The 21,219-nt window shown below is 67.6% G+C and carries 16 protein-coding genes; 11 read left to right on the plus strand and 5 right to left on the minus strand.

Going from position 1 to position 21,219, the window contains the following annotated elements; translation table 11 throughout:
• Positions 1 to 125 precede the first annotated feature (125 nt).
• Positions 126 to 1,118: a LysR substrate-binding domain-containing protein gene (locus tag DTA15_RS10020; RefSeq protein WP_006482230.1), complete on the plus strand. Its 993-nt coding sequence runs from the start codon at positions 126 to 128 to the stop codon at positions 1,116 to 1,118.
• A gap of 148 nt (positions 1,119 to 1,266) precedes the next feature.
• Complete coding sequence (locus DTA15_RS10025) at positions 1,267 to 2,091, plus strand: alpha/beta fold hydrolase (protein WP_006482236.1); 825 nt, start codon at positions 1,267 to 1,269, stop codon at positions 2,089 to 2,091.
• A gap of 55 nt (positions 2,092 to 2,146) precedes the next feature.
• Here DTA15_RS10025 and proP read toward each other — a convergent pair whose 3' ends face one another.
• Both proP and DTA15_RS10035 read right to left on the minus strand, forming a co-directional pair.
• Positions 2,147 to 3,616 (minus strand): glycine betaine/L-proline transporter ProP, encoded by a 1,470-nt coding sequence (proP, locus tag DTA15_RS10030; protein ID WP_006482246.1) that lies wholly within the window; start codon positions 3,614 to 3,616, stop codon positions 2,147 to 2,149.
• Positions 3,617 to 3,889: 273 nt separating this feature from the next.
• A complete protein-coding gene (locus tag DTA15_RS10035; protein WP_006482240.1) occupies positions 3,890 to 4,918 on the minus strand; it encodes a DNA topoisomerase IB in 1,029 nt (342 codons plus the stop codon).
• Between the two features lie 373 nt (positions 4,919 to 5,291).
• On the opposite strand from DTA15_RS10035, the gene DTA15_RS10040 reads away from it, so the two are divergent.
• From DTA15_RS10040 to DTA15_RS10060, 5 genes are read left to right on the plus strand one after another with little or no spacing between them, the layout of a single operon-like run.
• Positions 5,292 to 6,254 (plus strand): ABC transporter substrate-binding protein, encoded by a 963-nt coding sequence (locus tag DTA15_RS10040; RefSeq protein WP_006482235.1) that lies wholly within the window; start codon positions 5,292 to 5,294, stop codon positions 6,252 to 6,254.
• Between the two features lie 60 nt (positions 6,255 to 6,314).
• On the plus strand, positions 6,315 to 7,829 hold the full coding sequence (locus DTA15_RS10045; RefSeq protein ID WP_006482243.1) for a sugar ABC transporter ATP-binding protein: 1,515 nt from the start codon (positions 6,315 to 6,317) through the stop codon (positions 7,827 to 7,829).
• On the plus strand, positions 7,826 to 8,869 hold the full coding sequence (locus DTA15_RS10050) for an ABC transporter permease (protein ID WP_006482238.1): 1,044 nt from the start codon (positions 7,826 to 7,828) through the stop codon (positions 8,867 to 8,869). Before DTA15_RS10045 ends, DTA15_RS10050 begins: the two co-directional genes overlap by 4 nt.
• The gene (gene yjfF / locus DTA15_RS10055) at positions 8,866 to 9,954 is read left to right on the plus strand and encodes a galactofuranose ABC transporter, permease protein YjfF (RefSeq protein WP_006498029.1); all 1,089 of its coding nucleotides are present in this window, start codon (positions 8,866 to 8,868) and stop codon (positions 9,952 to 9,954) included. Before DTA15_RS10050 ends, yjfF begins: the two co-directional genes overlap by 4 nt.
• 16 nt (positions 9,955 to 9,970) lie before the next feature.
• Positions 9,971 to 10,276, plus strand: a complete 306-nt coding sequence (locus DTA15_RS10060; RefSeq protein ID WP_226244984.1) for a hypothetical protein — start codon at positions 9,971 to 9,973, stop codon at positions 10,274 to 10,276.
• A 19-nt stretch (positions 10,277 to 10,295) separates the two neighbouring features.
• On the opposite strand, the gene DTA15_RS10065 is transcribed toward DTA15_RS10060, so the two are convergent.
• The gene (locus tag DTA15_RS10065) at positions 10,296 to 12,638 is read right to left on the minus strand and encodes a sensor histidine kinase (protein ID WP_034178505.1); all 2,343 of its coding nucleotides are present in this window, start codon (positions 12,636 to 12,638) and stop codon (positions 10,296 to 10,298) included.
• Positions 12,631 to 13,464 carry a response regulator transcription factor gene (locus tag DTA15_RS10070; protein ID WP_006485588.1) on the minus strand — a complete coding sequence of 278 codons (834 nt, stop codon included), beginning with the start codon at positions 13,462 to 13,464 and terminating at the stop codon, positions 12,631 to 12,633. The genes DTA15_RS10065 and DTA15_RS10070 overlap by 8 nt, the downstream gene beginning before the upstream one ends.
• A 23-nt stretch (positions 13,465 to 13,487) precedes the next feature.
• On the opposite strand from DTA15_RS10070, the gene DTA15_RS10075 reads away from it, so the two are divergent.
• The 3 genes from DTA15_RS10075 to DTA15_RS10090 all read left to right on the plus strand — a co-directional run bounded on the left by DTA15_RS10075 (position 13,488) and on the right by DTA15_RS10090 (position 20,216).
• Positions 13,488 to 13,775 (plus strand): hypothetical protein, encoded by a 288-nt coding sequence (locus tag DTA15_RS10075; RefSeq protein WP_143275515.1) that lies wholly within the window; start codon positions 13,488 to 13,490, stop codon positions 13,773 to 13,775.
• A gap of 1,163 nt (positions 13,776 to 14,938) precedes the next feature.
• Positions 14,939 to 19,429 carry a YadA-like family protein gene (locus DTA15_RS10085; protein ID WP_006485575.1) on the plus strand — a complete coding sequence of 1,497 codons (4,491 nt, stop codon included), beginning with the start codon at positions 14,939 to 14,941 and terminating at the stop codon, positions 19,427 to 19,429.
• 124 nt (positions 19,430 to 19,553) lie between these two features.
• The gene (locus DTA15_RS10090) at positions 19,554 to 20,216 is read left to right on the plus strand and encodes an OmpA family protein (RefSeq protein WP_006485570.1); all 663 of its coding nucleotides are present in this window, start codon (positions 19,554 to 19,556) and stop codon (positions 20,214 to 20,216) included.
• A 203-nt stretch (positions 20,217 to 20,419) separates the two neighbouring features.
• On the opposite strand, the gene DTA15_RS10095 is transcribed toward DTA15_RS10090, so the two are convergent.
• A complete protein-coding gene (locus tag DTA15_RS10095; protein ID WP_020980031.1) occupies positions 20,420 to 20,608 on the minus strand; it encodes a hypothetical protein in 189 nt (62 codons plus the stop codon).
• 159 nt (positions 20,609 to 20,767) lie between these two features.
• On the opposite strand from DTA15_RS10095, the gene DTA15_RS10100 reads away from it, so the two are divergent.
• Positions 20,768 to 20,983 carry a DUF3820 family protein gene (locus DTA15_RS10100; RefSeq protein ID WP_012336985.1) on the plus strand — a complete coding sequence of 72 codons (216 nt, stop codon included), beginning with the start codon at positions 20,768 to 20,770 and terminating at the stop codon, positions 20,981 to 20,983.
• Positions 20,984 to 21,219 lie beyond the last annotated feature (236 nt).

A 21,219-nucleotide genomic window follows, 5' to 3' on the forward strand; every position in this document is an offset into this window, starting at 1 on the left:
TGAAAATAAGAATGATATGCATCCATGCTTCAATATAAAATCGTTTCCGAATCCAAATAGGAGAGACGATCCAGGGAGACGAACGGCAACTTGTCTGTCGATGGGTGCAACTTTGAGGCGGCGGTATGGCTAATGTGAGATTGGCAAAGCGATTGAGAAGTCTGCCTTCGCTGGATTTCCTGAGAGGCTTCGAATGCGCGGCGCGCCATTTAAGCTTCACGCGTGCGGGGCAGGAGCTCAACGTCACGCAATCGGCCGTGAGTCGGCAGGTCAAGGCGCTCGAAGAGCAGCTCCGGATCGAGCTGTTTCATCGGCACATTCGTTCGCTCACGCTGACCGACAAGGGGCGCGAGTTGTACGACGCGATCTCGTTCGCGTTGTCCGATCTGGAATCGGTGGTCGGCAAGCTGTCGTCGAGCGTCGGCCAGCGCGCCATTTCGTTGTCGACCACCGTTTCGTTCGCCGCGCTGTGGCTGATTCCGCGCCTCGGTTCGTTCCGCGCCAGCTATCCGGACATCGACGTGCGCGTGTCGGCAACGAGCGAAATTGAAGATCTTAAACGCAAACGTTTGCACCTGGCGGTGCGTTATGCCGGCCCGTATACGTCGACCGACGATACGGACGTGTTGTTTCGCGAGCGTGTCGTGGCGGTGTGCAGCCCGAGCCTGTTGACGGCGATGGGCGACGCCGCATCGATGAAGCCGGCCGATCTCGACAAGCACGTGCTGCTGCATCTCGACGACCCGCGCGGCGAATGGCCGTGGCACGGGTGGAGCCATTTGCTGAAGGAGCTCGGCGTGCCGCGGCTGCGGCCGGCCGGCGCGCTGCACTTCAGCCAGTACGATCAGCTGGTCCAGGCCGCGGTCGACGGGCACGGCATCGCGATCGGCAGGCGGCCGCTGGTCGACGGGCTGCTGAAGCAGGGGCGGCTCGTCGAGCTGTTCCCGCATTGCACCGTTGCGTCGGGCAGCTACGTGCTCGTGCAGAACCCCGATGCGTGCAACGAATTCGATATCGCGGTGCTGACCAACTGGCTGCTCGATCAGGCGTGCCCCGCGCTCGCGCCGGAGCAGGACACGGCCGGCAGCAACGTGCTGCCGATGTATCGCGTCGGATAGCGCGGCCCGGCGAATGCGTCGTGCGCGGCGTCATGCGCAATACCTGCAACCTGTGCGATGATGCGCCGCTTCGCGTTCGTCACGGAACGCCGCCGACCGCGACGCCCGGTTCCGGGCCACCGCCGAGTCCTGACCTCCCGGAGACAGCATGCCCGCACACGGCATTCAAGGCAGTACCCTGCATTACCTCGATCACGGCACCGGGTTTCCGGTGCTGCTCGGGCACAGCTATCTGTGGGATGCCACGATGTGGGCGCCGCAGATCGACGCACTGTCGCGCCGGTATCGCGTGATCGTGCCGGACCTCTGGGGGCATGGCGCATCGGGCGCGCTGCCGGACGGCACGCACACGCTCGACGATCTCGCCACGCAGGCGAGCGCGCTGCTCGACGCGCTGGAAATCGAACAGTGCGCGGTCGTCGGCCTCAGCGTCGGCGGCATGTGGGGCGCACGGCTCGCGTTGCGCGAGCCGCAGCGCGTGCGCTCGCTGGTGATCATGGACGCGTCGCTCGACGCCGAGCCGGATGCGACGCGCGCCCGCTACTTCGGAATGCTCGATGCGATCGAGGCCGCGGGCCGCATCGCGCCGCCGCTGCTCGACGCGATCGTGCCGCTGTTCTTCCGGCCGGACGTGAATCTGGAAGATCCGGTGCCGACCGCGTTTCGCGATGCGCTGGCGAACCTGCCCGCCGACCGGTTGCGGCAATCGATCGCGCCGCTCGGTCGGCTGATCTTCGGCCGGCCCGACACGCTGTCCGCACTGGCCGAACTCGACGCGGAACGCACGCTGCTGATGTGCGGCGCGGGCGACATGGCGCGCCCGCCGTCGGAAACCGTGAAGATGGCGAGCGTGATCGGCTGCGCGCATGCGCTGGTGCCGGACGCCGGCCATATTTCGAACCTGGAAAATCCCGCGTTCGTCACGCGCACGTTGCTCGACTGGTTCGACGCGCAGCCACTGCACGCGAACTGACGACCGCGCGACCGGCGACATGCGCGCAGGCCGCGCGGCGTCGCATCGACCTGCGTTACGCGCGCTCGCTGGCCGGTGTGAACCTCCGGTCGCGCACACGCGCTTCGTCGGCGCCGCCGCGCACGAGGCTCAACGCTTCCGCGCGGCTCGCCACGCACGGCCCGGAGCCGGGCAGCGGCTGGCGCGCGGTCTCGCGTAGCGCAAGCACCGACACGATGCCGATGAACGACGCGCCCATCAGGTAGTACGCGGGCATCATCAGGTCGCCGGTGCGATCGACGAGCCACGCGGTGACGAGCGGCGTCGTGCCGCCGAACAGCGACACCGACACGTTGAAGCCGATCGCGAGCGCGCCGTAGCGGATCCGCGTCGGGAACAGCGCGGGCAGCGCGGACGGCATCACGCCCGTGAACGTCGACAGCAGGACGCCGTAGATCAGCATCCCGCCGAAGATCGGCAGCATGCCGCCGGTGCGGATCAGCATCAGCGCCGGCACCGACAGCGCGAGCAGGCCCACGCAGCCGGCCATCATCACCGGCTTGCGGCCGACCTTGTCCGACAGGTGCCCGGCGTACAGCGTCATCGGCATCATCAGCACCATCACGAGCAGCACCATGAAGAGCCCGTGCGATTCGCGAACGTGCAGCGTCGCCGACAGGTAGCTCGGCAGGTACGACAGCGCCATGTAGTCGGTCACGTTGAAGATCAGCACGAGGCCCACGCATTGCAGCAGCGGCTTCCACTGTTCGACGAGCAGCGTCGCGAAGCGCTGCTTCGGCCGCGCGCGTTCGTCCGCTTCGCGTGCTTCCGCCTCGTTCTTGAACGCCGGCGTTTCCTCGAGCTTGAGCCGCACGTAGAGGCCGACGAGGCCGAGCGGACCGGCGATGAAGAACGGTACGCGCCAGCCCCACGACAGCAGCGCGTCCTGCGACAGCGTGGCCGTCAGCAGCGCGACCGTGGCCGCGCCGAGCGTATAGCCGATCAGCGTGCCGAATTCGAGGAAGCTGCCCATGAAGCCGCGACGCTTGTCGGTCGCGAACTCGGCGATGAAGGTTGCCGCGCCGCCGTATTCGCCGCCCGTCGAGAAGCCCTGCACGAGGCGGGCGACGAGCAACAGGATCGGGGCCATGATGCCGATCGACGCATAGCTCGGAATCAGGCCGATCGCGAAGGTGCCGACGGCCATCATGATCATCGTCGCGGCGAGCACGCGCTGGCGGCCGATGCGGTCGCCGAGCGGGCCGAACACCATGCCGCCGAGCGGGCGCACGAGGAACGCGGCCGCGAACGTGCCGAAGGTCGCGAGCAGCTGCGCGGACGGGCTGCTGGACGGGAAGAACACCTTGCCGAGCGTGACGGCGATATAGCTGTAGACGCCAAAGTCGAACCATTCCATCGCATTGCCGAACGCCATCGCGCCGACCGCGCGCTTGAGGACGGCAGGGTCGACGATCGTGATGTCATCCAGCTTGACGGACTTGCGCGAAGACCGGGCTTTCGCGGGGTGCGCTTGCGACGGGCTCAATGAACTCTCCTGGAATGGCCTTGGCAACCGGCCGGCGGGAATGCAGCGGGGTCGTGCGGGCCGGCGGACTGCGAAGGTGGATGTCTCGGGGATGCCTCGATGCCGGTGGCGTGACGCGCGCAGCGGGACGACACCGGGCAGGTGTATTGTGCGAACCAGTTTAGAGAAACGGGCGCGAGCGGCTATCGGTCATGCGCCCGGAAACCGGTGGTAAACGACACGCGGGGACGTCGCCCGGATTGCACCCCGGCGGGCGGGGCGCGGCGTGGACGGTCATCTCGCCGCGCGCCGGCTCGCGGACACCAGCAACGCGACGAACGCCGCTTCATCCGCGCGCAGGCCGCGCGGCGAGCGCCGGACCGCCAGCGTGGCGAGCGCGCCCGACTCGAACGCGTCGAGCACGACCGGATGGATGTAGCAGCGCCGGCACACGGCCGGCGTGTTGCGCAGCAGGTCCGCCACCGCGCGCACCGTTTCGACGATCTGCTTGCGGGCATGCGTGACGCCGCGGTGCTCCACGCGCCGCAGCAACCCGAGCGCGTGCACGCTGCCGGCCCACGTCCGGTAATCCTTCGCGGTGAAATCGGCGCCGCCGGCTTCGCGCAGGTAGTCGTTCACGTCGGACGACCCGACCGGATGGCGCACGCCGTCGTCGTCCACATACTGGAACAGCTCGTGACCGGGCAGTTCCGCGCAGCGCCGCACGATCCGCGCGACCCGCGCATCGTCGACCGTCACGTCGTGTTCGATCCCGCTCTTGCCGGTGAAGCGCAGCCGCACCTGGCCGGGCTGGATCTTCAAATGGCGCTTGCGCAGCGTAGTCAGCCCGTACGAGCCGTTTTCGCGTGCGTATTCCGCGTTGCCGATCCGCGCGAGCGTCGTGTCGAGCAAGCGGACGATCGTCGCGACGACCTTGTCGCGCGGCATGCCCGGCAACGCCAGGTCGCGCGTGACGCGCGCGCGGATGCGCGGCAGCGCCCGCGCGAACGCGGCCATTCGTGCGTACTTGTTCGCGTCGCGGGTCGCCCGCCACTGCGGGTGGTAGCGATACTGCTTGCGGCCGCGCGCGTCGCGGCCCGTCGCCTGCAGGTGGCCGAGCGGGTCCGCGCAGATCCACACGTCGGTGTAGGCAGGGGGAATCGCGAGCGCGTCGATGCGGGCGATTTCCGCGGCATCGCGAATCCGCGTGCCGTCTTGCGCGTAATACGCGAAGCCGTTGCGCAGGCGGCGGCGCGTGTAGCCGGGCTGGCGGTCGTCGACGTGGCGCAGCGCCGCAACGCCATTTGAAGCGGGCCGCTTCATGTCGCGACGCGCGGGCCGGTAGCGGCGGTGCGCGGCGATCCGCGCTCACGGGCAGCGATCATGCTTGTCTCCTTTGGGTTCGCGTAAAGGGCAGCCGCCCGACATGGGGTGCGAACCGCCATCGCACGGAGCAAGAACCGTGCGCCGCGGCGCACGACGCGGGTCGGTTGTTTAGGTGTTTATACGTATGCCGATTCCGACATCGGCTCAATCCAATATTTCATTGGAAGGTTATCGGACTTGTTTCTAGACTGATGCGGGGCCTGTATACCGCGCCGGCCGAACACGCCGGCCGGTGCAGCCCGATCCGCGCCAGCGCCACGCAGAAACACAACAGCGCCGCGGCACACAACGACATCATCGGAGACGGACCATGACATTCATCAGGAAGCTGGCGGCCGGCGCGATCGTCGCCGCGGCGACGGTGCTGGCAGGCGGCGCGCACGCGCAGCAAAAGCCGATCACGCTCGGGTTCTCGCAGGTCGGCGCGGAAAGCGCATGGCGCACCGCGAACACCGTGTCGGTGAAGAGCGCGGCGAAGGACGCCGGCATCAACCTGAAGTTTTCCGACGCGCAGCAGAAACAGGAGAACCAGATTCGCGCGATCCGCTCGTTCATCGCGCAGAAGGTCGACGTGATCGCGTTCTCGCCGGTCGTCGAATCGGGCTGGGAGCCGGTGCTGACCGAAGCGAAGGCCGCGCATATCCCGGTGATCCTGACCGATCGCGGCGTCGACGTGAAGGACCCGTCGCTGTACGTGACGATGATCGGCTCCGACTTCCTCGAGGAAGGGCGGCGCGCCGGCCACTGGCTGGAAGAGCGCTACAAGAACGACGCGGGCCCGATCAACATCGTCGAGCTGCAGGGCACGGTCGGTTCCGCGCCGGCCAACGACCGCCGCGCGGGCCTGCTCGAAGTGATCAAGAACAATCCGAAATTCAAGGTGATCGCGTCGCAAAGCGGCGACTTCACGCTCGCCGGCGGCAAGCAGGTGATGGAAGCATTCGCGAAGACCTACGGCAAGCAGATCAACGTCGTCTACGCGCACAACGACGACATGGCGCTCGGCGCGATCCAGGCGATGGAAGAGGCCGGCATCAAGCCCGGCAAGGACGTGAGCGTCGTGTCGTTCGACGCGACCAAGGGCGGCTTCCAGGCGATGGTCGCGGGCAAGATCAACGTCGACGTCGAATGCAGCCCGCTGCTCGGCCCGCAGCTGATGACCGCGGTGAAGGACGTCGTCGCCGGCAAGCAGTTGCCCAAGCGCATCGTGACCAACGAAACGGTGTTTCCGATGAACGTCGCGGCGCAGGTGCTGCCGACCCGCAAGTACTGACCTGTCCGCCCGGGCGGCGGCCTGGCGGCCACCGTCCGGCGGCGCTTCGAGGGAGGCTGCATGCAGAGTTCGCCGGTGGTCGAGATGATCGGCATCGACAAGTCGTTTCCGGGCGTCAGCGCGCTGCAGCGCGTGGACTTCCGGTTGTTTCCGGGCGAGATCCACGCGCTGATGGGCCAGAACGGCGCGGGCAAGTCGACGCTGATCAACGTGCTCACCGGCGTGCACGCGCACGATGCGGGCGAGATTCGCGTCGGCGGCGCGCCGGTGAATTTCGCCGCGCCGCGCGAGGCCGAGGCGGCCGGCATCCAGACGCTCTACCAGGAAGTGAACCTGTGCGCGAACCTGTCGGTTGCCGAGAACATCTTCGCGGGCCGGCAGCCGATGCGGCGTGGCGCGATCGACTGGAAGACGATCCATGCGCGCTCGCGCGACGCGCTCGCCGAACTCGACCTGGCGCTCGACGTCACGCGTTCGCTCGATTCGTATCCGATCGCGGTACAGCAGATGGTCGCGATCGCGCGTGCGGTGTCGGTCGACGCGCGCGTGCTGATTCTCGACGAACCGACCTCGAGCCTCGACGACGGCGAGGTCGCGCGCCTGTTCGACGTGCTGCGCCGGCTGAAGGCGTCGGGCATCGCGATCCTGTTCGTCACGCATTTTCTCGAGCAGACCTATGCGGTGTCCGACCGGATCACCGTGATGCGCAACGGCGAGCGCGAAGGCGAGTATCTCGCGCGCGACCTGCCGGTCGACCTGCTGGTCGCGAAGATGACCGGCCGCGAGCGCATGTCCGAGACGCTGCAGGCGGGCGCCGCGGCGGTCGAGCGCGACACCGCGACCCCCGCGCCGTTCCTGTCGATGCAGCAGGTCGGCCGGCGCGGGATGATGAGCGCGCTCGATCTGGACGTGCGCCCCGGCGAGATCGTCGGGCTGGCCGGGCTGCTCGGCTCGGGCCGCACCGAAACCGCGCAACTGGCGTTCGCCGCCGCGCGTCCCGATACCGGTGCGATCGAGATCGGCGGCGCGCGCACGCGGCTCGCATCGCCGCACGATGCGGTGCGCCACGGCATCGCGTACTGCCCGGAGGACCGCAAGAAGGAGGGCATCGTCGCCGCGCTGTCGATCCGCGAGAACATCGTCCTCGCGCTGCAGGCGCGGCGCGGCTGGTGGCGGCTGATCGGGCGGGCGCGCCAGCGCGAGATCGCCGACACGTACATCGCCCGGCTCGGCATCAAGGCGCGCGACGCGGAGCAGCCGATCGGGCTGCTGTCGGGCGGCAACCAGCAGAAGGTGCTGCTCGCGCGCTGGCTCGCGACGGACCCGAAGCTGCTGATTCTCGACGAGCCGACGCGCGGCATCGACGTCGCCGCGAAATTCGACATCATGGAGCGTGTGCTCGCGCTGTGCGCGCAGGGGCTCGCGATCCTGTTCATCTCGTCGGAGATCGGCGAGGTCGTACGCGTGAGCCACCGGATCGCGGTGCTGCGCGACCGCCGCAAGGTCGCCGAATTGACGGGCGCCGATGCGTCCGAGGAGCAGGTTTACCGGTTGATCGCGGGAGGCCAGTCATGACGCGGTTACGCACGCTGTTTCGTCATCCGCTCGCGTGGCCGGTGCTGACGCTCGCGCTGCTGTTCGCGCTGGACGTCGCGCATCGCCCGGGCTTCCTGTCGATCGCATTGCTCGACGGCCACCTGTTCGGCGCGCCGATCGACATCCTCAATCGCGCGGCGCCGCTCGTGATCGTGTCGCTCGGGATGACGCTCGTGATCGCGACGCGCGGGATCGACATCTCGGTGGGCGCGATCGTCGCGATCGCCGGCGCGGCGGCCGCGATCGTGCTCGAGGCGGATCCGTCGCGGGTCGGCATGGCGCTGGCCGCCGCGCTCGGCGTCGGGCTGCTGGCCGGCGCGTGGAACGGGCTGCTGGTCGCATTCGTCGGGATGCAGCCGATCATCGCGACGCTGATCCTGATGGTCGCGGGGCGCGGCGTCGCGCAACTGCTGACGGGCGGCCAGATCATCCCGATCGGCGCGCCCGGCTATCTCGCGCTCGGCGGCGGCTATCTCGCGACCGTGCCGTGCGCGGTGTGGATCGCGCTCGCGACGATCGGGGCGAGCGCGCTGCTGGTGAACCGCACGGCGCTCGGGCTGTTCATTCGCGCGATCGGCGTGAACCCGGTCGCGACGCGGCTCGTCGGGCTGCGTTCGGGCGCGGTCGTGTTCGGCGTGTATCTGTGCTCGGGCGTGATGTCGGCGCTCGCGGGCATCCTCGCCAGTTCGAACGTGCGCAGCGCCGACGGCAACAACGCGGGGCTGCTGCTCGAACTCGACGCGATCCTCGCGGTGACGCTCGGCGGCACGTCGCTGCTCGGCGGCCGCTTCAGTCTCGCGGGCTCGGTGCTCGGCGCGCTGATCATCCAGACGCTCACCTACACGACCTACTCGATCGGCGTGCCGCCGGAGGCGACGCTCGTCGTCAAGGCGGTCGTCGTGATCGTCGTGACGCTGATCCAGTCGGACGCGGCGCGCGCGCTGCTGGTCCGGCACGCGTCGCGGCTGCTGCCTTCCGCGCGATCGCGCGCCACCACCACCGGAGCGACGCCGCGATGACCCGTTTCCTTGGTCGCCTCGCCGATCCGCGCACGCTGCCGATCGTCGTGACGATCGTGCTGTTCGTCGCCCTGTTCGGTTTCGGGTCCGTGATGTACACGGGCTTTTTCTCGATGCAGGTGCTGACCGGGCTGCTCGTCGACAACGCGTTCCTGCTGATCGTCGCGATCGGGATGACGTTCGTGATCGTATCCGGCGGCATCGACCTGTCGGTCGGCTCGGTCGTTGCGCTGACAACGATCTTCTGCGCGGTGGGCGCCGAACGGCTGCACTGGCCGGTATGGGTGATCGTGCCGCTCGTGCTCGCATTCGGCGCGCTGTACGGCGCCGCGATGGGCGCGCTGATCCACTATTTCCGGTTGCAGCCGTTCATCGTCACGCTCGCCGGCATGTTTCTCGCGCGCGGCGCCTGCTTCCTGATCACGACGCAGTCGATCACGATCAACCAGCCGGCGTTTCATGCGATCGCCGGCATCAGCGTGCCGGTCGGCGGCGGCACGCTGAGCGCCGGGGCGCTGATCGCGCTCGCGACGCTGGCCGTCGCGATCTACGTCGCGCATTTCACGCGCTTCGGCCGCAACGTGTATGCGGTAGGCGGCAACGAACGCTCGGCGCTGCTGATGGGCTTGCCGGTCGCGCGCACGAAGATCGGCGTCTACGCGCTGAGCGGCTTTTGTTCGGCGCTCGGCGGCGTGGTATTCACGCTGTACGTGCTGTCGGGTTACGGGTTGCAGGCGCAGGGAATGGAGCTCGACGCGATCGCCGCGACCGTGATCGGCGGCACGCTGCTGACGGGTGGCGTGGGCTACGTGATCGGTTCGGTGTTCGGGGTCGGCATCCTCGGCACGATCCAGGTGCTGATCACGTTCGACGGCACGCTGAGTTCATGGTGGACGCGGATCGTGATCGGCGCGCTGCTGTGCGTGTTCTGCGTGTTGCAGCGGGTCATCGAGCGGCACGCGACGCGGCGGCGCACCGGCGGCACCGGGCTCGGCGCGCAGCGGCCGACGCGCGATACTGCCCCCGCGCGGCCGGCGCCGCCGGAAGAGGACATCGCGCTGGTCTCGACGATGCGGCGGTCGTAGTGCGACCGCGCCCCCTTTGCGCGAGGAGAACGGCATGAAGCGTGATGACATGACGGCGGGCGTGGCCGATACGCTGGCTATCGAGCACGGCCGCCGGCCGCTGCTCGACCTGGGCGACGCGCGCGACTGCCGGATCGTGGCCGATGCGCTGCGGGTGCTGCTGCGCGAACGTTCCGAAGCGCTGGCGTTCGCGATGCGCGTGGCCGACGAGCATGGTCGCCCGCGCCCGGATGCCGGCGAATTCGGCCTGACCGACATCATTCGGTTGACCCGCGTGGTCGAGCGGGCCGATCGGCAGCGCGAGCGTACCGCGGTGAAATGAAGCGTACGGGTTCGCGCCGTCAGGCCGGCCCGGTCGCGTCCGTCTCGGTGTCGAACGACGTATCCGCGACGCGCGTGCGTTTCAGCGAGCCGGCCAGTTTTTCGATCGCGTGCAAGTCCAGTGCGTCGAGGTGTGCGCGCATTTCGTGCACGAACGGCGCGTGATCCGGCTCGTCCACATACTGGCCGAGCCATTCCTCGATATCGGTCAGCCGGCCTTCGCCGGCGAGCGCGATCAGTTCCGCGAGTGCATCGGCGGGCGGGCTGCGCATCGCGGGCGCGGCGCGGGCCGGCGGCGCTTCGTCGGCCGGATGAAACCGCCTGACGAGCCCCGACGCTGGTGCGAGCGCATGGCCGAGGGCCGGCGCGACGACCGCGAACGAGAACGACGTGCCGACGCCCGGCTGGCTCGCGACGGCCAGCTCGCCGCCCATCGCGGCGACGATCCGCTGCGCGATGAACAGGCCGAGCCCGGTGCCGCCGTTCACGGCCTGCACCTGCTGGTACGCGCGGAAGATGTCGGTGGTCGCGGTGATGTCGATGCCGATGCCCGTATCGGCGACCTCGAACAGCAGGCGCCACGCGTCGCCTTCGCGCGACGCGTGAACCGACAGCGTGACCGTGCCGCTGCGCGTGAATTTCGATGCGTTGGACAGCAGGTTCAACAGCACCTGTTGCAGCCGGATGCCGTCGATCAGCACCGTGCGCGGCAGCGCCGTGACCGGTTGGTAGACGAACCGGTTGTCCTGCTGCGCGCACAGCGCGAGCGCGTAGTGGCCGATGTCGTCCAGCAGCCCGGGCAGGTCGGTGCGGTCGGGCGCGACGCCGAGCGGCTGCAGTTCGGCCTTCGTGAACGCGAGCAATTCGTCGATCAGCGCGAGCTGGTAGCGGATGCTGCGGTCGATCGACCGGATCAGCCGCGCCTGGCCGCGCGTCGCGCCTTGCAGTAGCAGCTTCGCATAGCCGTTGATCGTCGACAGCGGCGCGCGCAGGTCGTGGCTGACGTAGCCGAGCGTCTCGATCTTCTGCTGCAGGTGCGTCTTCGACTGTTGCAACGCATCGTTGAGCGCCACCGTGCGCCGCGCGACTTCGTCGCGTAGCCGGTCCTGTTCGGTGAGCTGCCAGTGTTCGAGCCGCTTGCGCGCCTCGGTGCGTTGTTTGCCCACGTGGTGAATCCACGCGGCCAGCACCAGCAGGTGCGTCGCGAGCCCGATGATCGCGATGACGGGGTTCGGAAAGACGTCGGACCGGATCCATGACAGCACGGACGGCAACGCGTCGCGGCCATCGAGCATGCGGATCAGCATGTTGAACGTCGCGAACGCGACCGCGATCAGCATCACGCGGCCCGTCGGCGTGCGCCGGATCACGAGCATCAGCGCCAGGCTGATGTTGACGATCGCGAGCGCGGTGTTCAGCCATAGGCAGAACCGTGCGAAGGTCGCCAGATCGCCGAACGCCGCGCCGGCGATTCCCGCGCATTCGAGCGCGAGAAACACCACGTACACCGCGCGCATCGGAATCTTCGCCTTCTCGCGATGCGCGACCATCAGGATGAAGACGATGAAGCACGCGACCGACAAGTACGCGAAGATCGTTTCGCCGCGCGTCGACCATTCTCGCGCGGCGGGGGACAGGGCCATCGCGAGATAGCCACGGTACGCGGCTTCGAACAGCGCGGTGTTCAGGGTCAGCACGGCCAGCACGTGGAACACGCCGCTGCGCGAGAAAAAGCCGATCAGCAGCGCGCACCACACGAGTGCAAGCAGCCCGCCGAAGAAGCCGAAGTTCCACATCGACGCGTGCAACTCCTGCGCGACCCACGCGTCGCGGGTGAACGCGATCGGCGCGAGCCGCATTTCCTTGCGCGACGTGATGCGGATCAGCACGGGGAGCTGTTCGCCCGCGCGCAGCGTGGCGTCGAGGGTCGGGTAGCGCGACGGCGCCTCGCGCGCGTCGCCGCGATCGGCCGGGAAGCTGTGGTCGGGCAGCCAGCGACCGTGCCGCTCGACATAGAAGTCGGCCCGGTCGACGCGCGCATCGCGAATCGCCAGCACCAGCGGGCGCGTTTCGCTGTCGCGATTGATCAGCGTCGCGCGGACCCACCACGCCGAGCGCGAGAACGTCACGTTGAACGACGGGCGGGATGCCGTGGCCGCGTCGCGGCGCGCATCGTCGAGCCGGGCGGCCACGTCGGCGACGGACAGCGTCGTGCCGGCGTCTTCGAACACCGCGACGGCTTCGAGTTGCGCGGGATTCGGCGCCGTTGCGGCACGAGCCGTCGCGCACGTGACGGCCAGCGCCGCCAGCAGCAGGAGCAATCCGCGACATCCCGCTGCCCATGCCGCGTATTGCCTACGCATCGCCGTGGTGCCCCCCGGGTGCGACCGGCGCGCCGACCGCGTGGCGCTGGCGCCGCCAGTCGGACGGCGTGATGCCGAAGCGTTCGCGGAACGCCGTCGCGAAATTGCCGGGCGTGGAGAAGCCGATTTCCTCGGCGATGTCGCCGATCCCCATCGACGTTTCCGACAGGAAGTGCATCGCGGCGCGCAGCCGCGTGTCGCGCAGGTACTCGAACACGGTCTGGCCGAGATGATCGCGGAACACGCGCGACAGCCGCTTTTCGTGTGTGCCGACCTGCCGGGCGAGTTCCTCGAGCGCCGGCGGATGGCGCAGGTCGCGCAGCAGCACGTCGCTCGCGGCGCGCACGAGCGCCGCGTCGGGGTTGTCGGGCAATTCGGGCAGATGCGCGAACGGCTGGCTGCGCCGCCCGCGCTTCAGGTGATTGCGGATGCGCGCGATGACTTCCGCCGGTTCGAACGGCTTGACGATGTAGTCGAGCGCCCCCGTTTCGAGCCCCGCGATGCGATCCTCGAGATCGCCGGCGGCCGTCAGGATGATTACCGGAATGGATTGCGTCGACGGGGTCGACGCCAGCAGCCGGCTCGCGGCGAAGCCGTCCATGCGCGGCATGCGCACGTCCATCAGGATCAGGTCGGGCGCGATGGCCTGCGCGCGGTGATAGGCCTGCAGCCCGTCGAACGCGACGCTGATCCGGCACTGCGCGGCGCGCAGGATTTCGGTCAGGAGCCGCAGGTCGTTCGGGCGATCGTCGACGATGAGGATATGTGCGCCAGCGAGATCCGGCGTGGTGCGTGGCGACGCCGAACTGGACAAGCGGGATGGCATGGTTGCGAACGCGTTGGAAGGGAATGGCCTGTCAGGTCGGAGGCATCGCTATCTGCACGATTGTTGCAAAAAATTATATGCCGACAACAGTATCGCCTGTGAGGATTCCGTGCGGCGCGTGGGGACTTGTCGGGCGGGCGCGGGGACGGCCCGGCGAGGTGGTTCGCTGTCGACGAAATGATTCGGAAAAATGTGCCGAAGCGATTTTGATAATTCCGGTCTTTATTTCCGGTCAAATGGACTGGTGGAATCGAAATGGCCCGAATGATGAATTTGTGAGCGTGCTGTCGAAATTCGATGGCGCGGTCTGAATTGAATCTGCTAATTCATTGTCGTGGTGATTAAGTTTTCGTTGATGTCGCGGGGATATTCCGCTTTCCGGAAAATCGAATGTCCTGCGAATGTGTATGAATGTAAATGCTGTCCGCTCGGGAAAAGGATTTGTCCGCTGCGGAAAAGGTTTGTTTGAACGAATGCCGGCACACTAGCCCAGACGCGGCTGGAATCGGTTCTTTCCCCGACTTCGGTTGCCACGAAAATTGCTGTTGCCGTCGCCTCCATGGCAGCCGATATTCAATGTCACATTGAATGATGGCATTCTCAGATGATGAGAGGGCGATGACAAAAGAATAACAGGCACGAGAGTAATGAAAACGTCATGATTCGTGAAATGCTAGATATACAAGGCGAATCGAGAAATGACGGCGTGGGTGTGAGTGAAAGGCATCGAGCGAGAAGAAATCGTCAAGCAAATTCGATCGATTAATTCGATGCCGGGGTCGTTCGTCGAGTAGCCGGTTTTTTTCCGGAAATCCGGAAGAACGGGTCGCCCGTCGGACGGAAAGGGGTGAGTGGTTTCGCGTGGGCCGCCGGGCGGTTTGATCGATCCGAAGGCCGTGCGCGGCGCTCTATCGAATCAGGCGGATACGAAAAATATGAATACGACAAGCATGGCAGGTCAGGGCGTCGGGTCGATCGATCCGGTGCCGGCTGTCAGCGTCAGCGATCCGGCGGCGCATGCTTCAGACCCGGGGACAGCATGGCGCCTTTCGCCGCCTGAATGACACATGACGGGCCGCCCGCGATGCGGGCCGGCCTCCGTTCGTCCAGCGTCCGAGCGACGCTTTTCCGATGAGATTCGAAGTCGCCCGTCGGCGGGTGCGACGGTGGACGCGCGTGCGGTCTCGCAGCGCGGCATGCACCGTGTCGCCGCCGGGCCGGCGAAGTCGATTTCCATGAGCCGCTAACCGGCGATCGTGATCGCGTGTCGTGCCGAACGGGCACGCGCGTCGATCGGCCGTGCCGTTGCGATGGTATCGAGCGTGTCGAGCAACGCTGTTCGTAGTTTTTATTAGTTATGCGAAGTAGCAAGCGGAGCGTCGCGGGGCAGGCGAAAGCGGAGAGGGTCCGCGCCGCGCCTGATGTCGCGTTCGCTGTTGCGTCATCCAGCACATGAGAACCGAGGGAACACGAGATGAACAAGTCGTTCAAGTCGATCTGGAACGAAGCACTGGGAGCCTGGGTTGCGGCTTCGGAACTTGACCGGGCGCGCGGGAAGCGGGTGGCGTCGTCGAGAAGGGTGGCCGAGCACGTCGCGCAGGCGGGCGCCGCGGTGCGCCCGGGCGCGCATGCAGGGTTGTCGCCGCGGCGTATCGTGATGACGCTGGCGGCCGCGTATCTCGGGCTGTTTCAGGCTGGCGCGCACGCGCAGTATTCGGCGGGCGGCGGCTCCGCGACCGGCGGCGCCAGTTCGATCTCGGTCGGTAACGGTTCGGTGGCCACGCAGGTGAATTCAACCGCGTTCGGTAACCTGTCCACGGCGGCAGGCACATCGGCCACGGCACTGGGCCCGGGTGCGCACGCGATGGGTGACGGATCGACGGCCGTCGGCATCAATGCGCAAGCGACCGGCGTCGACAGTGCATCGCTCGGCGTGCAGGCGATCGGTTCGGGCGCGTATTCGGTTGCCATCGGCAACCTGTCGAGCGCGACCCAAAGCGGTGCGGTGGCGATGGGCAGCGGCGCGGCGGCGACCGGTGTTGCCGCCATCGGGCTCGGCAACAATGCGTTCGCGTCCGGTCAGTATGCGGCCGCGCTGGGTCTCGGGGCGAGTGCGGCCGGGGCGCAAAGCGTCGCGCTCGGCTATGCGACGCATGCGACTGATACCGGCACCGTCGCAATCGGCAACCAAGCGACGAGTACGGGCTCGGCAGGCGTGGCCGTCGGCAGCGGTGCACTGGCGACCGGCAATTCCGGCGTTGCAATGGGCGTCAACAGCGGCGCAAAGGGCACCAGCTCGATCGCGATCGGCTGGGGCGGCACCGCAGGCGTGCCCGGGTCGGGCACGCAGTCGCTCGGCACGAGTTCGATCGCGATGGGCTCGAACACGACGGCCGGCGCGGACAATGCGCTGGCATTCGGCCTGAACGCGAACGCGTCGGGCGTCAGCTCGATCGCGATGGGCGTGCAATCGACCGCGACGGCGCTGTTCGGCGTCGCGCTCGGCAATCTCGCGCTCGCGACCGGCACGTCGGCAACCGCACTAGGCCCCGGCGCGACTGCATCCGCCGTCGGGGCAACCTCGATCGGCATCAACAGCGTGGCGGCGGCGGACTGGACCGTCGCGATCGGTGCGTCCAACTCGGTCGCGGCCGGCGCGGGCGCCGGTTCGATCGCCGGCGGCAACAACTCGAAGGTGCTGGGCGGGACCGGCGCCGTGGCGCTCGGCCAGGGCCAGACGGTGAGCGGTGACGGCGCCGTCGCGATCGGCGATCCGAGCAGCGCGATCGGCACCGGCGCGGTCACGATGGGTTCGAACAATACCGCGAACGGCAACGGCGCGGTGGCGATCGGCAATACGAACAATGCGCAGGGCACGGGTTCACTCGCACTCGGCAACACGTCGACCGCCGCAGCCGCGGGCGCGATCGCGTTCGGTGCGTCGGCCGTCGCGAACAATGCAAACGATGTCGCGCTCGGCTCCGGTTCAGTGACGGACGTGCCGCATCCGACGGCGACCGGTACGCTCGGCGGCGTCACGTACAACTACAACGGTACGAATCCGACGAGCGTCGTCAGCGTCGGCGCGGCGGGCACCGAGCGCCAGATCACCAACGTCGCGGCCGGGCGCGTCAATTCGGCGAGCACGGATGCGATCAACGGTTCGCAGCTTGCCGCGACGAACACGGCGCTCGATTCGCTATCGACGTCGACGGCGTCGAGCATCACGTCGTTGTCGACCGGGGTTTCGTCGTTGTCGACGGGCCTGAGTTCGACCAACAGCGCGGTGACGTCGCTGTCCACGTCGACGTCGACCGGTATCAGCTCGTTGTCGACGGGGCTCAGTTCGACCAACAGCGCGGTGACGTCGTTGTCCACGTCGACGTCGACCGGCATCAGCTCGTTGTCGACGGGCCTCAGCTCGACCGACAGCACGGTCACGTCGCTGTCGACCTCCACATCGACGGGCCTGTCGTCGGCCAATAGTTCGATCACGTCGCTGTCCACGTCGACCTCGACGGGTATCAATTCGCTGTCCACCGGGTTGAGTTCGACCGACAGCACGGTCACGTCGCTGTCGACTTCCACGTCGACGGGCCTGTCGTCGGCCAATAGTTCGATCACGTCGCTGTCCACGTCGACGTCCACGGGTATCGGTTCGTTGTCCACCGGCCTGAGTTCGACCAATAGCGCGGTGACGTCGCTGTCCACGTCGACGTCCACGGGCATCGGTTCGTTGTCCACCGGCCTCAGTTCGACCAACAGTTCGGTGACGTCGTTGTCCACGTCGACCTCGACGGGCATCAGCTCGTTGTCGACGGGCCTGAGTTCGACCAACAGCACGGTGACGTCGCTGTCGACGTCGACCTCGACGGGCATCAGCTCGCTGTCCACCGGCCTGTCGAGCACGAACAGTTCGATCACGTCGCTGTCCACGTCGACCTCGACCGTCGTCGGCTCGCTGTCCACCGGCCTGAGTTCGACGAACAGCAACCTGACGTCGCTGTCCACGTCGACGTCGACCGTCGTCGGCTCGTTGTCCACCGGCTTGAGCTCGACCAACAGCTCGATCACGTCGCTGTCCACGTCGACCTCGACGGTCGTCGGCTCGCTGTCGACCGGCCTGAGCTCGACGAACAGCAACCTGACCTCGCTGTCGACCGCCACGTCGACCGGGATCAGTTCGTTGTCGACGGGCCTGAGCTCGATCGCGAACAACAACACGAACCTCGGCAACAGCACGGCCGGCGCGATCGGCGGCGGGGCCACCTACGATCCGACCACCGGCACGATCTCGGCGCCGTCGTACGTGACCTACAACAGCGACGGGTCGACCACGATCAACAACAACGTCGGCTCGGCGATCGACAACATCAACGCGCACGGCATCAAGTACTTCCACGCGAATTCGACCGCGCCGGACAGCCAGGCGGTGGGCGTCGACAGCGTCGCGATCGGCCCGAACGCGATTTCCAAGGTCGACGGCAGCATCGCGCTCGGCTCGGGCTCGGTGGCCGACCGCGCGGTAGTGCCATCGTCGGGCATCCTGCGCAACGGCAGCGCGTCGATCCCGTTCGACACGACCGACCAGACGCTGCTCGGCGCGGTGTCGGTCGGCGATGCGACGAACAAGACGTACCGCCAAATCACCAACGTCGCGGACGGCACCGGCCAGCAGGACGCGGTGACGGTGCGGCAGCTGACCGGCGCGCTGCAGTCGTTCGCGGTCACGGGCCAGAAGTACTTCCACGCGAATTCGACCGCGGCGGATTCGCTCGCGGCCGGCGCGGAATCGGTCGCGGTGGGGCCGACGACGGTCGTCAACGGCGACCACGGCGTGGGCATCGGCAACGGCGCGATCGTCGACCAGACCGCGCCGGGCGGCGTGGCGATCGGGCAGGCGGCGAGCTCCGCGCAGGCCGACGCAATCGCGCTGGGCAGCGGCGCGACGGCGACCGGCGCGCAGTCGGTCGCGCAGGGCGCCAACGCGGTAGCGGTCAGCGTGGGCAGCGTCGCGCTCGGCTCGGGTGCGCGCAGCACGGCGACCGATGCGCTCGCGCTCGGCGCCGGTGCGTCGGCGACGTTCGCGAACAGCGTGGCGCTGGGCGCCGGTTCGCTGACCACGGTCGGCGCGCTGACGAACTACGTCGCGTACGGGCTGAGCAGCCCGCAGTCGTCGGCCGGCGAAGTGAACGTCGGCAACCGGCAGATCACGGGGCTCGCGGCCGGCAAGAACGGCACGGATGCGGTGAACGTGTCGCAGCTCGATTCGATCGCGAACCAGTTGACGACGCTGATCGACCAGCGCACGACCAATCTCGGCGGGCAGTACACGACGAACCCGAACGGCGCGAACGTGCCGCCGGGCTCGACCGGGGCGAACTCGTCGGCGGGCGGTTCGGGCGCGGTGGCATCGGGCTCGAACAGCACGGCGGTCGGCAACAGTTCGCTCGCATCGGGCAACGGTTCTACGGCGATCGGTGTCGGCTCGACGGCATCGGGCAACAACTCGACGGCGCTCGGCACGGGCAGCAACGACGGCGGCCGCTCGAACGTCGTTGCGGTCGGCTCGGCCGATTCGGCGCGGCAGGTCGTGAACGTCGCGGCGGGCACGCAGGGCACGGACGCCGTGAACGTGAATCAGCTGAATGCGGTATCGAACCAGTTCACGCAGTCGCTGAACACGGTCAACAACCAGCTCACGCAGATGCAGCAGCAGATCCAGCAGACCGATTCGATGGCCCGCGAGGGGATCGCCGCGACCGCCGCGATGGCGTCGATCCCGCACATGGACCGCGATTCGAACTTCGCGATGGGGGTCGGCACGGCGACGTTCCAGGGCCAGAAGGCCATGGCGGTCGGCGTGCAGGCGCGCGTCACGGAGAACCTGAAGGCGACGCTGAACGGCGGTTTCGCCGGCAGCCAGCGCGTCGTCGGCGCGGGCATGCTGTATCAGTGGAAGTGATCGCGCGCAGCGGTTCGTTCCGGCACGCGCTGCCGGAGCGGACCGCGCCGAACGCAAACGTGCGCGGATGCGTCGCGACCTCGCGCCGCACGCGCCGTGCTCATCGCATTCTCGGAGTCATCAAGTGAAAAAACACCATCTTGTCCTGCTGGCGTCCGTCGTTTCCCTCACGGCCTGCTCGAGTGCGTCGGGGCCGACGTACAACGCATACGAACTACAGTCGCGAAACGGCATCCGGACATTCCAGGTCGACTGCCACGGCATCCTGTCGACCGCGAAGACCTGCATGAAGGTCGCGACGCGCATGTGCGGCAACGAACCCGTGCGCCTGGTCGACACCACCACGCCGTACCGCGACGGCGCCGATCCGCATTCGATCGTGTTCCAGTGCGGTGCGGCGCCCGCGCCGGCCGCCGCGGCCGTCGCGCCGGCGCCCGCGCCGGTCGAGAAGGTGAGCCTGACCGGCGATGCGTACTTCGCGACCGACTCGGCCGTGCTGACGCCCGCGGCCACCGCCACGCTCGACAAGCTGCTGAACCAGCAAGGCGACCGCCATTTCGCGCGCGTGGAAGTGGACGGCTATACCGACGCGACCGGTTCGGATGCGCACAATCAGGCGCTGTCGAAGCGCCGGGCGGATGCGGTCGCCGGATATTTGCGCGAGCACGGGCTGAAAGCGGATTCGTTTGCCGCGAACGGTCACGGCGAAGCGAATCCGGCGGCATCGAACGATACGGTCGAAGGACGGGCGCGCAATCGTCGCGTGGAAATCTCGCTGCAGAAGTAGGGCGCTGCGACAAAATTGCCGCAAGCGTGGCCGTCGAAGCCTGGCGGCTCGCTTGCGGCGATGATGCACGACGCAGACGGCGGCGGGAGGGAAGATCCGTCGCTGCGTGTGCATGCGGAGTCCGTCGCCTGGCGACGACGCCCCGCATGCTGCCTTGCGTCCGGCACGCGGATCGCCATTCGCACCGGGCCGTGGATCGACGCTCAGTGCCTGATCACGCAGACGGCCACGATCTCGTAGCCCGGGTCGGCATGCGCGCTCGCGGCCTTCTCCGCTTCGTCATACGAACCAAAGGAGGCGGCATCCTCGATGGCCGGCGCCATGCCGATGTCGCCGTCCTCGGCGGTGCAGAGGAACTGCTCGCCGGTCTTCACGACATAGATGGACATCATGATTCCCTCCAGGGTTTGCAGGCGGAAATTTCAGTCTAGCAGGCCGGACGCGGGGCGGCGGCCCGCTTTCAGCACGCGCGACGGGGCGGTTTTACGACCGTCGGTCGACCCAGGTCGGCTTGCATGCCATGGCAGCGGAAAGCCGTGCACAATACCCGCATGCGATCCCTCGACCTCGAATGCCTCGTCACCGTCACAATGCCCTTCGGTAAGTACAAGGACCGGCTCCTTGCCGACCTGCCGGGCAACTATCTCAATTGGCTAGCCCGCGAAGGGTTTCCGCGCGGCGAGCTCGGCCGACAGCTCGCGCTGATGCACGAAATCGATCACAACGGCCTGAGAGGCTTGCTGGACCCGCTGCGCAAGCGCGGCTAGCTGCACGGCGGCGCGCCGCTGAAGCCGCACGCCGTTTCGACCCCGCATCGCAGGCAACGCGATTCCGGATGGTCGATGCCGACGGGGATCCCCCGCCGCCTGTCCATGATGCCCGCAGGGTCGTCATGGAAAACTGTATGAATATACAGTATAGTAGCCGTCGAACTCGAGCCGCGCAGGTCCAACCCTTGCGGCCCGTGCGCCGCGCCTGCGGGCATCCGCCGCAGCGTTCCGGC

Source organism: Burkholderia cenocepacia (assembly GCF_900446215.1).
GTDB lineage: Bacteria > Pseudomonadota > Gammaproteobacteria > Burkholderiales > Burkholderiaceae > Burkholderia > Burkholderia cenocepacia.

Coding starts and splice junctions, on each gene's coding strand:
- DTA15_RS10020 (WP_006482230.1), top strand. CDS start 126: ATGGCTAATGTGAGATTGGCAAAGCGATTGAGAAGTCTGCCTTCGCTG.
- DTA15_RS10025 (WP_006482236.1), top strand. CDS start 1,267: ATGCCCGCACACGGCATTCAAGGCAGTACCCTGCATTACCTCGATCAC.
- DTA15_RS10035 (WP_006482240.1), bottom strand. CDS start 4,918: ATGAAGCGGCCCGCTTCAAATGGCGTTGCGGCGCTGCGCCACGTCGAC.
- DTA15_RS10040 (WP_006482235.1), top strand. CDS start 5,292: ATGACATTCATCAGGAAGCTGGCGGCCGGCGCGATCGTCGCCGCGGCG.
- DTA15_RS10045 (WP_006482243.1), top strand. CDS start 6,315: ATGCAGAGTTCGCCGGTGGTCGAGATGATCGGCATCGACAAGTCGTTT.
- DTA15_RS10050 (WP_006482238.1), top strand. CDS start 7,826: ATGACGCGGTTACGCACGCTGTTTCGTCATCCGCTCGCGTGGCCGGTG.
- yjfF (WP_006498029.1), top strand. CDS start 8,866: ATGACCCGTTTCCTTGGTCGCCTCGCCGATCCGCGCACGCTGCCGATC.
- DTA15_RS10065 (WP_034178505.1), bottom strand. CDS start 12,638: ATGCGTAGGCAATACGCGGCATGGGCAGCGGGATGTCGCGGATTGCTC.
- DTA15_RS10070 (WP_006485588.1), bottom strand. CDS start 13,464: ATGCCATCCCGCTTGTCCAGTTCGGCGTCGCCACGCACCACGCCGGAT.
- DTA15_RS10075 (WP_143275515.1), top strand. CDS start 13,488: ATGGCCTGTCAGGTCGGAGGCATCGCTATCTGCACGATTGTTGCAAAA.
- DTA15_RS10085 (WP_006485575.1), top strand. CDS start 14,939: ATGAACAAGTCGTTCAAGTCGATCTGGAACGAAGCACTGGGAGCCTGG.
- DTA15_RS10095 (WP_020980031.1), bottom strand. CDS start 20,608: ATGATGTCCATCTATGTCGTGAAGACCGGCGAGCAGTTCCTCTGCACC.
- DTA15_RS10100 (WP_012336985.1), top strand. CDS start 20,768: ATGCGATCCCTCGACCTCGAATGCCTCGTCACCGTCACAATGCCCTTC.